Below are 14,512 nucleotides of genomic sequence, written 5' to 3'. Positions count from 1 at the left end.
GATGGAAAAAGAGTTACGGTTTGCGATTCGAGAAGGCGGACGGACAGTTGGCGCCGGTGTCGTAACCGAAATATTGGAATAATTAAAGGTAACAAAGATGCGTGATATAATCACCCTTGAATGTACGGTTTGCAAGCGGCGTAACTATTCTACAGATAAGAATAAAAAACTGCATCCAAACCGTGTCGAATACAAGAAATATTGCCGTTGGTGTAAGAAACGTACAGTTCATAAGGAAACCAGATAGATGGCAATGAAGGTGAGTAGCTCAATTGGTAGAGCACCGGTCTCCAAAACCGGGGGTTGCGGGTTCAATTCCTGCCTCACCTGCAATCGAATTTTGGGCCGAATTGCTTATGTCACCTCACAAGGGGGAATAGAGTATGTTTAATAAGATCAGAGAATTTATCGACGGAGTCATCTTCGAGATGAAAAAAGTCTCTTGGCCGTCTTGGAACGAATTAAAAAGTTCGACGGTCATCGTTTTAGCGTTTTCGCTCATCTTGTCGGTTTTTCTGTTTGTCGTCGATCTGTTGTTATCGAAAATCGTCAACCTCATATTGTAGTGTCGCTATGGAATGGTATGTATTAAAAATATTTTCCGGTAAGGAAAAAAAGATCCGAGAGGCAATCATGCACGAAGCCGAACACGCCGATATGCAGAAATACATCGAGGATGTTCTCGTTCCGTCAGAGAATATTATGGAGATGCGCGAAGGGAAAAAGCGCGTGCGAAATAAAGTATTTTTTCCCGGTTATGTGTTGGTGAAAATGGAGATAACCAAAGAATCTCAGTATCTTGTCGAAAATGTCCCCGGTGTCATGAGTTTTGCTGGCGCGTCAGGGAAGCCGATTCCACTAAAACCAGAAGAGGTGAAGCGGGTTTTAGGCGAAGTCGAGAAGAAAGACGGACGGGAAGTACTTGCGATTCCGTTCAAGTTGGGCGATCCGGTCAAGGTAGCTGATGGACCGTTTATCGATTTCAGAGGAATCGTTCAGGAAATCAATGAAGACAAGAAGAGATTGAAAGTCATGGTCAGCATTTTTGGCCGTCCGACTCCTGTAGAGTTAGATTTTTTACAAGTTGAATTGGAAAAATAGGTGAACAATGGCAAAAAAAGTTTTAGCATCGGTTAAGTTACATATTGAGGCCGGGAAAGCAAATCCGTCCCCGCCGGTTGGACCGGCTTTAGGACAGCATGGTGTAAATATCGTAGAATTCTGCAAGGCGTTCAATGCGCGCACACAGGACAAAATCGGTTATCTAATTCCGGTTGTCATCACGATCTTTTCCGACAGATCGTTTACATTTATCACCAAGACGCCGCCGGCATCCGTGCTTTTGCTTAAGGCCGCGAAACTGGAAAAAGGTTCAGGTGAACCGAATAAGACGAAAGTAGCAATAATCACGATCGATCAGGTCAGAGAGATTGCCAAGATGAAAATGCCGGACCTGAACGCGCACACTGTCGAACAAGCGACGGCCATGATCAAAGGAACTGCCCAAAGTATGGGCATCACGGTAAAAGAATAGAGGATTCAGTTATATGAAAATCTCAAAACGGGTAGAAACAAACAATTCAAAAATCGATCGGAGAAAGGAATATTCTCTCAAAGAAGCGGTTTCCATCCTGAAGGATATTCAAGGCGCGAAATTTGATGAGACGGTTGAAGCTCATATCAATTTGGGTGTCGATCCAAGACATGCCGATCAAAATATCCGCGGAACCGTCCTTTATCCGTTTGGAACGGGCAAAAAGGTACGGGTTCTCGTTTTGACAAAATCGAAAGTCGATGAAGCCACACAAGCCGGTGCCGACTATGTTGGACTTGACGAATACGTCCAGAAAATTCAGGGCGGATGGACCGATGTGGATGTGATCATTTCCACGCCAGATGTCATGGCGCAGGTTGGGAAACTTGGTAAAATTCTCGGCCCGAAAGGTCTGATGCCCAACCCCAAGAGCGGAACGGTTACCAACGATGTTGCCGCCGCCGTCAAAGAAGTCAAGGCTGGGCGCGTGGAAGTGCGCGTGGATAAGAATGGGCTGATTCATTCGCCGGTTGGAAAGCGAAGTTTCCCGCAAGAAAGTCTGGAAGAGAACATCAAGGCGCTGATAAGCACGCTCATGCGTTTGCGTCCGGTGTCAGCCAAAGGCATTTATTTTCAGAAAATGACCATCACAACGACGATGGGTCCCGGCATCCGCGTCGATAAATCTACGGTTGTATAAGGAATAGGAGAAAGCATGCCGAATCTGAAGAAAACCGAAATCGTTCAAGACGTAACGGATAAATTTTCCCGAGCCAAAGGGATTTTCTTTACTGATTACAAAGGAATGACCGTTCAGCAAATGAACGCCTTGCGCAAGGAGCTTTTTGCGGCGAATATCGAATACAAAATCGCCAAGAAGACGCTTGCAAAGATAGCGGCTAAAGAGACAGGCAAACCTGTCATTGATCGATTGCTTGAAGGACAGACAGGAATGGCGTTTTCTTATGAAGATCCCGTCGCTCCTGGCAAAATCATCACGGCGTTCATTAAAAAGAATAAATTGGAAAAACTGAGCATTACTGGTTGCATTTTCGAGGGAGAAGCGTATGGCGCCGAAAGCATCGAAACCATCATCAATCTTCCATCAAAAAAAGACCTGATTGCCAGTTTGGTTGGAACACTTGCGATTCCTATGAGCAACCTTGTTGGCGTTTTGAACGCCACGATGGGGGGTTTAGTTGGAACGCTTAAATCACTTAACGAAACGAAAACAGAATAGTTTATAACAAGGAGGTATGTTAAAAATGGCAGACATAACAAGAGCAGACGTTCTCGAATATTTAGAAAAAGCAAATATGCTGGAGATCTCCGGGCTCATTAAAGAGATTGAAAAGAAATTTGATGTCAAAGCCGCCGCACCTGTTGCCGCTGTTGCAGTAGCCGCCGAAGCCGCAGAAGCGCCGAAAGTTGAAGAAAAGACAGAATTCGACGTCGTATTGAAAGAAATCGGCGCCCAAAAAATTAATGTCATCAAGGTTGTCAGAGCTGTCACCAATCTCGGGCTTAAAGAAGCGAAAGATTTGGTTGATGGAGCGCCAAGCACAGTTAAGGAAGGCATATCGAAGGAAGATGCAGAAAGCCTGAAGAAGCAATTAGAAGAAGCCGGGGCTAAAGTCGAAATTAAATAGCTTTTAGCTATTCAATTCCCGCTTACGACGTGCATGATAGCGCTTTTTCAACAATTCAATGATTCCCTGGTTTTGGGGAATCTGCAAAAACGTGAAAAGGAGGGATACTTTTGAGTAATACTCCCCCTAAAACCACTGCGCGAAAGACATTCGCAAAGGTTTCTTCCATTCAAGCCATGCCGAATCTGCTGGAGGTTCAAACGAAATCGTTTGAAGAATTCCTTCAGAAAAATGTATTGCCTGACAAACGGGAGAATAAGGGACTCGAATCGGCTTTCCGCAATATTTTTCCAGTAGAAGACACACATGGCAATTATCTTCTGGAATACAAATATTACACGGTTGGCGAACCGCGTTACACGATTAAGGAATGTCTTGAGCGCGGCGTCAGCTATGCCGTTCCGCTAAAGGTTCGTCTGGTACTTCATATCAGTGAAGAGGGCTCCAACAAGGGAGATTATTCCGCGGGTATCGAACAGGATATTTTCTTTGGAAATATTCCATATATGACGGATAAAGGCACCTTTATCATCAATGGCGCAGAGCGGGTCATCGTCAGTCAGCTCCAGCGTTCACCAGGCGTTTTCTTTGATGAAAGCGAACATACCAATGGAATGAAAATATACACGGCGCGCATTATTCCATTCCGGGGTTCATGGGTTGATTTTATCATTGATACGCGTGACGTCCTCAGCGCTGTCGTGGACCGGAGACGCAAATTCCCCGCTACGATATTATTGAGAGCCTTTGGCTATCCGACCAACGAAAGTATTTTAAATCTCTTCGATATTGGCACGCGATATACACTTCCCGGCTCTGCTAAAGAAGCCATGGGCAAAATCGTTGCCGAAAATATCATCGATCCAGAAACCGGCGAAGTTCTACACGAACTTAAAGAGCAACTTGTTGTCGATAAGGAATTGCTTCAGGAACTGAAAAAGCAAAAAATCAATTCACTCTTAGTCTTTACGACTGAGGATGAAGTCGAAAGAAACATTTTCCTGAATACTTTCCGCAAAGATACTGCGACATCTGATGAGGAATCTGCTCTCTATTTTTTGTACAGAAGCCTCCGCACCGGAGAACCGCCGAATCTGGACACGGCGAAAAAATTCGTCGAACGACTTTTCTTCAGTCCGAAGAAGTACGATTTGGGGCAGGTTGGTCGCTACCGGATTAATAAGAAATTCAATCTGAAAGTGCCGCTGGAATCGACCGTTTTGACGAAGGAAGACATCGTTGAATTAATGAAGCGCATTGTCCAGATGAAAAAAGGACTGATCGGTCCGGACGATATCGATCATCTGGGAAACCGGCGCGTGAGAACGGTGGGCGAACAAATGACGAATCAGTTCAATCTCGCCTTCACCCGGATGTCTCGTACGATTAAAGAACGTATGAATCTACGGGAGTCGGAAAATCTGACGCCTCAGGATTTGATCAATTCGCGCATCATTACATCGGTTATCAATTCATTTTACGGTACCAGCCAGCTGTCTCAATTCATGGATCAGACGAATCCACTGGCGGAGATCACACATAAACGGCGTGTCTCATCTTTAGGGCCCGGCGGTCTGACGCGTGATCGAGCGGGATTCGAAGTCCGTGATGTACATTACACGTACTATGGACGTTTGTGTCCAATCGAGACGCCGGAAGGTCCGAACATTGGATTGATTGCCTCGCTTTCAACTTATGCTTATGTCAATAAATTAGGATTTATCGAAACGCCCTACCGCCGTGTCGGTGTGGTGGACGGTGTTCCGGCCGTTACCGATAAAGTGGATTTTTTGTCGGCGGATGACGAAGACCGCGAACTCATCGCGCAGGCAAATGCCGCTATCGATGAGGTTGGCCATTTCACAACGCCGCGTGTTCGTGCTAGAATTAAAGGCGAATTTCCAATAGTGCCGCCATCGCAAATCCGCTATATGGATCTTTCGCCGGCTCAGACTGTTTCGGTTTCCGCCGCCTTGATTCCGTTTTTGGAACATGACGACGCCAACCGCGCTCTAATGGGTTCAAATATGCAAAGACAATCCGTTCCGCTACTGAAACCGGAAATACCGATTGTCGGCACAGGATTGGAAAAAGCGGTTGCGAGAGATTCTCGCTCGACCGTTCTTTCGCCCGTGGATGGGCTGATTGACGAAGTTTGTTCAGAATATATTATCATTCGCACCGATACTGAAAAAGAGGTTCTCTTGGATGAGAATCAGGGCAAAATCCGGGTTGATTTGGCAAAATTTTTACGCACCAATCAGGATACTGCCATCAATCAGCGGCCGCTGGTTAATAAGGGTGACTTCGTTAAAATAGGTGACCCAATTGCTGACGGTTGTTCAACAGATCAGGGCGAATTGGCGCTTGGACGAAACGTCATGGTAGCGTTCATGCCGTGGCGCGGGTACAATTTTGAAGATGCGATCATTCTTAATGAACGTGTCGTACGCGACGATGTTTTTACGTCGGTTCATATCAAGGAATTTGAACTTGAAGTTCGGGACACTAAGCGCGGCGATGAGGAATTGACGCGTGAAATTCCGAATGTTAGTGAAGACGCGACGCGAAATTTAGACGAAAATGGCGTCATTCGTATTGGCGCCGAAGTCGAAACCGGCGATATTTTGATCGGTAAAGTCACACCGAAAGGTGAAACTGATCCAACACCTGAAGAAAAATTGCTTCGGGCTATTTTCGGTGAGAAAGCCACTGATGTTAAAGATGCGTCCAAACGCGCAGACCCCGGCATCAAAGGTGTTGCCGTTGAAACGAAACTTTTCCAGAGAAAAAACAAGACAAGCAAGCTTGAGGAAAAACGCCGCATCGACGAAGAAATGATTCTCAGCATCCAGAAACACCGTTCGTTGAGAGAGCGGCGCGATGCGCTTTTAACAAGATTTCTGAAAGACAAAACCGTTGCCGTCATGAAAGATATGTCTAAAAGCAAGACAGTTCTGAAAGCGGGAACCGTTTTGACTGAAGAGAAAATTGCCGAACTGAAATTTGACACGCTAAGTATCGAAGAATCATGGACAACTGATCCGGAAACCAATGTTAAGATCGAAGCCGTTATCAGGGATTTTATTCTGTTGTCACAAAAGATCGACGAAGATTTGGAACAAAGTATTTACAAGATCAAAGTCGGCGATGACCTTCAGCCGGGTGTTCTTCAGCTAGCCAAAGTTTACGTTGCAAACAAGCGCAAAGTACAGGTTGGCGATAAAATGGCAGGCCGCCATGGAAACAAGGGTGTCGTTTCCATTATCGTGCCGCAGGAAGATATGCCGTTTCTCGAAGATGGCACGCCTGTGGACATTGTCCTGAATCCTCTGGGCGTTCCTTCGCGTATGAATCTTGGGCAATTGTATGAAACGATGCTTGGATGGGCAGGCAAAGAACTCGGCGTTTATTATGAGACGCCGGTCTTCAACGGCGCAACCGAAAAGGAAGTTACGGAAGAACTTCATGCCGCCGGCTTGCCGGAAACCGGAAAAGTTACGTTATACGACGGCCGAACCGGCGAACCGTTCGATAATCCCGTAACGGTCGGATGCATTTATATGATGAAATTGTCACATTTGGTTGAAGACAAGATGCATGCCCGATCCACCGGCCCTTACTCATTGGTCACGCAACAGCCGCTCGGCGGAAAGGCACAGTTCGGAGGACAGCGATTTGGAGAAATGGAAGTATGGGCGCTGGAAGCCTATGGCGCCGCCTACACTCTTCAGGAAATCCTAACCGTGAAGTCTGATGACGTCGATGGCCGCGCAAAAGTGTACAATGCCATTGTAAAAGGCGAGAACTTCTCTGATTTCGGCGTGCCTGAATCTTTCAACGTTCTCCTCAAAGAATTACAAGGTCTTTGTATAGAAATGGACATTAGTTAGCCCCGAATTCCGGGACTGGAGGAATAAAGGTCATTATGAGTTTTATAAAACCTTTTAATCATCGTACAGAGTTTGAAAAGATCACTATACACGTCTCTTCTCCTGAAAATGTTTTAACCCGTTCGCATGGCGAGGTTCTCAAACCAGAAACTATTAATTATCGCTCTTACAAACCCGAGAAAGACGGGTTGTTCTGTGAGAAGATTTTTGGGCCGGTCAAGGACTGGGAATGTCATTGTGGAAAGTACAAACGCATTCGCTATAAAGGAATCATTTGCGACCGGTGTGGCGTCGAAGTCGCCCGGAAAAAGGTCAGACGAGAACGCATGGGACACATCACATTAGCCGTTCCCGTGGTTCATATTTGGTTTCTCCGCTCGATTCCCAGCAAACTGTACTATTTACTGAATATTCCGACGAGAAACCTCGAAGAGATCGTCTATTACGAGAAGTATGTCGTCCTCAATCAAGGACAGTCGAAACTGCCGTATAAATCGGTCATCTCAGAAGAACAATTTTTTGAGAACACGATAAAATTCGGGCCAAAAGCCGAACTTTTCGACGAAGATGAAGCGCAGGGTTATTTCATCGCCAAAACCGGTGGCGAAGCGATCCGCGAACTTCTACAGAAGGTTGATATCGAAGTCTTGATTCGCGATCTGAAATCGGAAATGAAATCTAAGAAGTCGGCGACACAGAAAGCGGAAATTCTGAAACGACTTAAAGTCGTTCAGGCATTTCTGCCCAGTGAAGCAAAGCCTGTAAATAAACCGGAATGGATGGTAATTATCGTCCTGCCGGTCATTCCTCCGGATTTAAGACCGTTGGTGCCGTTGGAAGGCGGTCGGTTCGCCGCAAGTGATCTGAATGATCTTTATCGGCGAGTCATTATCCGCAACAACCGCCTCAAGCAGTTGATCGAGATCAAGGCGCCTGATGTTATTCTCCGAAATGAAAAGAGAATGTTACAGGAAGCTGTTGATTCACTATTCGACAACAGCCGCAGACGCACGGAAGTCCGAAGCGGTACGCGTCGTCCGCTGAAGAGTCTCAGCGATATGCTGAAAGGCAAGGAAGGACGCTTTCGGCGGAACCTGCTCGGTAAACGTGTCGATTACAGTGGTCGATCGGTGATTGTTGTCGGACCGACGTTGAAATTAAACCAGTGCGGACTGCCGAAAGAGATGGCGATTGAGCTGTTCAAACCGCATATCATTCATCAACTCATTCGACGTCGCCTTGCAAAGACGCCGAAATCTGCGAAGATGATGGTCGAGCGCAAGGATAATGAAGTTTACCGCGTTCTGGAATATGTGGTGAAAGATCATCCGATTCTTCTCAATCGTGCACCGACCCTGCACCGGCTTGGCATTCAGGCATTTCAACCTGTTTTAATCAACGGAAAGGCGATTCAAATTCACCCGTTGGTTTGCGCCGCTTTTAACGCAGACTTCGACGGTGACCAGATGGCCGTTCACATCCCGCTTTCGTTCGAAGCGCAAATGGAATGCCGGATTCTCGCACTTTCCAGCCACAATATTTTACATCCTGCGCATGGATATCCGATCTCCATTCCTTCACAGGACATGGTTCTTGGCGTTTATTACATTACTCGCCAGAAAACGGGCGTCATGGGCGAAGGAAAATCGTTCAGTTCGTTCCGTGAAGCAATGCTGGCTTACGAGATTGGCGAAGTAGATATTCATGCCAAAGTCAATATTCGTATGAAGGGTGCGACGCATGATACGACGATTGGTCGCGCATTGTTCAATTCACTTCTGCCGGAAAAGATGCTATACATTAATGAACTGATCAGTAAAAAAAGCGTCGAACGGATCGTTTCAACAGTGTTCCAAGAAGTTGGCAACTACGAAACGGTAAAATTCCTCGATGCTCTGAAAGACGTTGGTTTCCAATTTGCGACGAAAGCCGGCATATCCATTTCGATTTCGGACATCCAAATCCCGGAAAGAAAAGACGAAATTCTCAGCCAATCATTTGACCGCGTAGAGGAAATCCAGAGGAAATTTCAGAATGGGATATTGACGGAAGGCGAGCGGTACAATAAAGTAATCGACGAATGGACGCATACAACAAACGAACTGACCAAGGAAATGATCGAACACCTGTCGCAAGATCGTCAGGGATTTAATCCAGTCTATATCATGGCAGATTCGGGCGCAAGAGGAAGTACTGAGCAGATCAAGCAGTTAGCCGCCATGCGCGGTTTGATGGCTAAACCACAGAAGTCGATGACCGGTCAGGTTGGCGAAATTATCGAAACGCCGATTACCTCGAACTTTAAGGAAGGTTTGACCGTACTTGAATACTTTATTTCCACGCATGGAGCACGCAAAGGTCTGGCGGATACAGCTCTGAAAACCGCCGATGCCGGATATTTAACGCGTAGATTAGTCGATGTTGCTCATGATATGGTCATCACTGAATTGGATTGTCATACGATCAACGGCATTGAAGTCACAGCTTTGAAAAAAGAGGAAAATGTGATTGAGAACTTGTCCGATCGTATTGTCGGGCGTATTGCACAGGAAGATATTTACAATCCGGAAAACGAAAATGAGATTCTCGTGGAGGCCGGGCAGGAAATTACCGATAAGATGGCGAAGCGAATTCAGGAATTAGGGATCGAGAAAGTCCGCATCCGCTCCGTTTTGACTTGCGAGTCGCATCGTGGTTTGTGCGCGATGTGCTACGGAAGAAATCTTGCCAATGGGCGACCGGTCACAGTCGGTGAATCGGTCGGAATCATGGCCGCCCAATCTATTGGTGAGCCGGGCACTCAGCTGACCTTAAGAACATTCCACTACGGTGGAACTGCGGCAAGAATTGTCGAGGAGTCCGAAACCGAAGCCAAGAGCAAGGGACGGATTAAGTTTGAAGAAGGGAAATATCGCGCAGTGCCGCATAAATCTGGCAATCATTGGGTTGTCCTGTCCCGTAATTCCTTGATGAACATAGTTGACGATAACAATCGTGTTACCTCCACCTACAACGTTCCGTACGGCGCCTTGATGTTTGTCAAAGAAGGTGATTCCGTCACAATCGGCGATACGTTGTTCAAGTGGGACGTTTACATGGATCAGATTTTGGCGCTAGAAGCCGGTACGGTGCGGTTCCATGATTTGGAAGAAAATCAAACCTTCAGCATCGAAGCCGATGATTCGGGTCACAAATCCGTAACAGTCATCGACTCGAAAGACCGCAACAAGGAACCGCGGATCGACATTATTTGCAAAGAAGACGGGAAAGAAGTTGCTTATCCGGGATTCGTTTTACCGATTCGTGCAATTCTGGTTGTTAAAGACGGTGATGTCGTTTTACAGGGCGATGTACTTGCGAAGATTCCGAAAGAGACTGCAAAGACCAGCGATATTACAGGCGGTCTGCCACGCGTTGCGGAACTTTTTGAGGCGAGAAGACCGAAAGATCCGGCAGTGATTACGGAAATCGACGGACGTATTTCTTTTGGAAAAACTGAAAAGGGTGTTCGTGAGATGATCGTTACCGGCTATGACGGATCTTCTGCCAAAAAATATAAAATTCCATACGGTCGTTTCGTTCTCGTCAATCAAGGTGATGACGTAAAAGCCGGCGATAGACTCTGCGAGGGACCGGTAGCGCCTCAGGACATTTTGAGCGTCCAAGATCCGCGCAAAGTTCAGGAATATCTCGTGAATGAGATACAGGAAGTCTATCGACTACAGGGCGTCCGTATCAATGATAAACACATCGAAGTCATCGTTCGGCAGATGATGCAAAAAGTCCGAATCGAAGACTCCGGCGATACAGAATTGCTGGAAAAAGACCGTGTTAACCGGAATGAGCTGATTGAAGAAAACGAGCGAATGAAGAATTTCGTTGTGATTACCAACGTCGGCGATTCCGACTGGGATGAAGGCGATGTCGTTTCCAAGAAGGAATTCGCCAAATTCAATCGGTTATTGAAGGAAGAAGAGAAGAGTCCTGCCAAAGCCAGACCGGCACATTCGGCTCAATTTACCGAAATGTTACTGGGCATTACCCGCGCTTCTCTGAATACGGAATCGTTCATCTCAGCGGCATCATTTCAGGAAACCACACGCATATTGACCGATGCGGCAGTAGCTGGAAAAGTCGATTATCTTCGTGGTCTGAAAGAAAATGTAATTATGGGACGCTTGATCCCAGCGGGAACCGGTTTACGTAAATATAACAATCTTGTTGTGATGGAACCGGATGAAGAGATGCAGGAGTGGGATAATATCCATGAAAAGGAAAGAAACAAAGAAAATGAACTCGCGGCGTTGCGAAAATAGTGTTCCGTTTTATGAAAGGTGTTGTTTAAAAAGTTAATATTTTGTATTTTTGCAGGCTTTTATAGTGGAGAGAGTATGCCGACAATAAATCAGTTAATTCGAAAAGGAAGAAACATCGTTAGCAAGAAAGAGAAGGCGCCCGCGCTTCGCAGCTGCCCTCAGAAACGAGGTGTCTGCACGCGTGTTTACACTACAACGCCTAAAAAGCCGAATTCAGCCTTGCGAAAAGTTGCTCGTGTCCGTTTATCGAACGGTATAGAAGTAACAGCCTACATTCCGGGCGAAGGTCATAATCTTCAGGAGCACTCCATCGTGCTTGTGCAAGGTGGACGCGTAAAAGACCTTCCGGGAGTTCGTTATCACATTATCCGTGGCACTCTCGATGCAAGCGGCGTCAACGATAGAAAAAATAGCCGATCCAGATACGGCACCAAGCGTCCGTCATAATAGAGGTTTATTTATGTCTCGTAGGAAAAAAGTCATTACTCGTCACACATTGCCGGATCCGAAATATAATTCGATTGATGCGGCGCGATTCATCAGTTATCTTCTGAGAAGAGGGAAAAAGTCAATTGCTGAAAACGTTTTCTATGAAGCGATCGAGATCGTGGAAGAGACAAAAAAAACCAATGGAATAGACATATTCCGAAAAGCAGTTAACAATGTTTCGCCGGTCATGGAAGTAAAGTCCCGTCGCATCGGTGGCGCGACATATCAAGTTCCGGTCGAAGTCAAGCCATCACGCCGGTTTGCATTAGCCTCTCGCTGGATTATCACGTTTGCCAAAGCCAGACCGGGAAAATCGATGGCGGAAAAACTCTCTGCAGAATTTATTGCCGCGGCCGGAAATGAAGGCGGATCCATTAAGAAAAAAGAAGATACGCATCGGATGGCAGAAGCCAATAAGGCGTTTGCCCATTACAAATAAATCAGGAAATTTGTGAAGCAGGAAACTCTCAGCAACGTTAGGAATATTGGTATCATGGCGCACATTGACGCCGGAAAGACCACTACGACTGAGAGAATTCTCTTTTACACCGGCAAGGTTCATCGGATGGGTGAAGTTCATGACGGTTCAGCGACGATGGATTGGATGGCGCAGGAAAAAGAACGCGGCATTACGATTACTTCTGCCGCGACAACTTGTTACTGGGATGAGCATCGCATCAACATCATCGATACGCCTGGACACGTAGATTTTACCGCAGAAGTTGAACGCTCACTGAGAGTTCTGGATGGCGCTATCGCCGTCTTTTGTGCGGTTGGCGGCGTTGAACCACAGAGCGAAACCGTTTGGAGACAGGCTGATAAATATCATATTCCGCGCATCGCGTTTGTCAACAAAATGGACAGAGCTGGCGCGGATTTTTTCAATGTTCTCGAAATGATGAAAGATCGGCTAAAGGCCAAACCGGTGGCGATCAATCTGCCGTTGGGAACCGGCGAACTGTTCAACGGCGTTATTGATCTCATTGAGAGAAAAAGCATCGTTTACGATCACGACGGGCTCGGAGCTATTTACTACGACGGTGAAATTCCCAACGATTTAAAAGTAGAAGCGGAAAAATACAGAAGCCTTCTCATTGAGGAAGCCGCCAATTATGACGATATTGTCTTTGCCAAATATCTGAATGGCGAAGAGATTAAACCCGAAGAAATCAGACGTGCAATTCGCACTGGAACGCTCCAAAATAAAATCGTTCCTGTTTTTTGCGGTTCTGCCTTCAAAAATAAAGGCGTTCAGCCGCTGTTAAACGCCGTTGTTGAATATTTGCCTTCGCCTTTTGATGTTCCACCTATTCGGGGCGTGAACCTGAAAGGCACGCAGATTGAGCGCAAAGCCAGCATTGACGATCCATTCTCAGCGCTTATTTTTAAAATTATGACCGATCCGCATGTTGGACGGCTGAGTTTTATCCGGGTCTATTCGGGAATGATCGAAAAAGGCACCTTGGTTTACAACTCGACGATTCAGAAAAAAGAGCGCATATCCAAACTTTTATTGATGCATGCGAACAAACGTGAAGAAAAGGAAGTATTGACAGCAGGAGAAATTGGCGCGGTCGTCGGTTTGAAAGACAGCATCACAGGGCACACGCTTTGTGACGCCAAAAATCCGATCATTCTCGAATCCATGATATTTCCGGAACCCGTCGTTCATGTTTCGATCGAACCGAAAAGCAAAGCCGATTCGGAACAATTGCAGGCTTCGCTGGAAAAATTGGTCGCTGAAGACCCGACGTTTCGCGTGGAGCAGGACGAAGAGAGTGGTCAGACAATTATCTCTGGAATGGGCGAACTTCATCTGGAAATATTTATTGACCGTCTGCTTCGCGAATTCAATATCAAAGCGCATATTGGCAAGCCGCAGGTTTCGTATCGCGAAACCGTTAATAAATCTGCGATCGGAACCGCAACGTTTGATCGCCAGACGACCGGAAAAGGTCAATATGCCAAAGTCGAATTGCTGGTTGAGCCTGCCGGAAATATTCAGGACGCTGTCGTCGAGAATCGACTCAATGGCGACATTTTACCCAAAGAATTTATACCTGCCATTAAGCGCGGCGTTATCAATAGATTGAAAAGCGGAATCTTAGCCGGTTACCCCCTGCAGAAACTCAAAGTGACGATCACCGGAGGCGAATACCGCGAAGACGAATCCACCGAACTGGCGTTTGAAGTCGCAGGTTCGATGGCGCTGGAAGATGCGCTGATAAAAGCGGAGCCGGCGATTTTAGAACCGATTATGTCGCTTGAAGTTATTGTTCCGGATACCTACCTTGGCGACGTGATTAATGATTTAAACGCCCGGCGCGCCAACGTGACGGGTATGAGCAAGCGCGGAAATGTCAACGTTGTGGATGCTTCCACGCCGCTCAGAGAAATGTTCGGTTATGCGACAGACCTTCGCTCGATCACGCAGGGTAGAGCAAATTTTACCATGAAATTTTCGAATCACGATTTCTGTGATAGGAAGATTCAAAGAATCATTATCGAAAAAACCAGAGGCTTCGTGCCGGACTTTTTTAAAAATTAAGGAGCAGTGATGGCAAAGCAACAATTTAAGCGGACGAAACCGCATGTGAACGTAGGGACGATAGGTCACGTAGATCATGGGAA

Annotated in this window: 13 protein-coding genes and 1 tRNA gene; all 14 read left to right on the top strand. The window is 46.4% G+C overall.

All coding sequences use genetic code 11. The features are described 5' to 3' along the window. Positions 1–82, top strand: an 82-nt coding sequence (locus COT43_07905; GenBank protein PIS27950.1) for a hypothetical protein, incomplete at its 5' end; no start/stop codon positions are given. Positions 83–97: 15 nt separating this feature from the next. Then, positions 98–247, top strand: coding sequence for a 50S ribosomal protein L33 (gene rpmG / locus COT43_07900; protein PIS27949.1), 150 nt, complete (start codon positions 98–100; stop codon positions 245–247). A gap of 10 nt (positions 248–257) precedes the next feature. After that, positions 258–333 (top strand) — tRNA-Trp (locus COT43_07895). Positions 334–383: 50 nt separating this feature from the next. Then, on the top strand, positions 384–566 hold the full coding sequence (secE, locus tag COT43_07890; GenBank protein PIS27948.1) for a preprotein translocase subunit SecE: 183 nt from the start codon (positions 384–386) through the stop codon (positions 564–566). 7 nt (positions 567–573) lie between these two features. Next, positions 574–1,101, top strand: a complete 528-nt coding sequence (locus COT43_07885; protein ID PIS27947.1) for a transcription termination/antitermination factor NusG — start codon at positions 574–576, stop codon at positions 1,099–1,101. 7 nt (positions 1,102–1,108) lie between these two features. After that, positions 1,109–1,534 carry a 50S ribosomal protein L11 gene (rplK, locus tag COT43_07880; protein PIS27946.1) on the top strand — a complete coding sequence of 142 codons (426 nt, stop codon included), beginning with the start codon at positions 1,109–1,111 and terminating at the stop codon, positions 1,532–1,534. A 13-nt stretch (positions 1,535–1,547) separates the two neighbouring features. After that, positions 1,548–2,234 (top strand): 50S ribosomal protein L1, encoded by a 687-nt coding sequence (locus COT43_07875; protein ID PIS27945.1) that lies wholly within the window; start codon positions 1,548–1,550, stop codon positions 2,232–2,234. A 15-nt stretch (positions 2,235–2,249) separates the two neighbouring features. Then, positions 2,250–2,774 carry a 50S ribosomal protein L10 gene (gene rplJ / locus COT43_07870; GenBank protein PIS27944.1) on the top strand — a complete coding sequence of 175 codons (525 nt, stop codon included), beginning with the start codon at positions 2,250–2,252 and terminating at the stop codon, positions 2,772–2,774. Positions 2,775–2,799: 25 nt separating this feature from the next. Next, positions 2,800–3,183, top strand: a complete 384-nt coding sequence (locus COT43_07865) for a 50S ribosomal protein L7/L12 (protein ID PIS27952.1) — start codon at positions 2,800–2,802, stop codon at positions 3,181–3,183. 176 nt (positions 3,184–3,359) lie between these two features. Next, positions 3,360–7,076 carry a DNA-directed RNA polymerase subunit beta gene (gene rpoB / locus COT43_07860; protein ID PIS27951.1) on the top strand — a complete coding sequence of 1,239 codons (3,717 nt, stop codon included), beginning with the start codon at positions 3,360–3,362 and terminating at the stop codon, positions 7,074–7,076. A 35-nt stretch (positions 7,077–7,111) separates the two neighbouring features. Then, a complete protein-coding gene (gene rpoC, locus COT43_07855) occupies positions 7,112–11,392 on the top strand; it encodes a DNA-directed RNA polymerase subunit beta' (GenBank protein PIS27943.1) in 4,281 nt (1,426 codons plus the stop codon). A 75-nt stretch (positions 11,393–11,467) separates the two neighbouring features. Continuing rightward, positions 11,468–11,839, top strand: a complete 372-nt coding sequence (locus COT43_07850) for a 30S ribosomal protein S12 (GenBank protein PIS27942.1) — start codon at positions 11,468–11,470, stop codon at positions 11,837–11,839. A 13-nt stretch (positions 11,840–11,852) separates the two neighbouring features. Next, positions 11,853–12,320: a 30S ribosomal protein S7 gene (locus COT43_07845; GenBank protein ID PIS27941.1), complete on the top strand. Its 468-nt coding sequence runs from the start codon at positions 11,853–11,855 to the stop codon at positions 12,318–12,320. Positions 12,321–12,374: 54 nt separating this feature from the next. After that, complete coding sequence (fusA, locus tag COT43_07840; protein ID PIS27940.1) at positions 12,375–14,429, top strand: elongation factor G; 2,055 nt, start codon at positions 12,375–12,377, stop codon at positions 14,427–14,429. Positions 14,430–14,512 lie beyond the last annotated feature (83 nt).

The sequence above is a fragment of the Candidatus Marinimicrobia bacterium CG08_land_8_20_14_0_20_45_22 genome (assembly GCA_002774355.1).
Lineage (GTDB): Bacteria > Fidelibacterota > UBA2242 > UBA2242 > UBA2242 > 0-14-0-20-45-22.
This window is presented reverse-complemented; position numbering and strand designations above follow the sequence as displayed.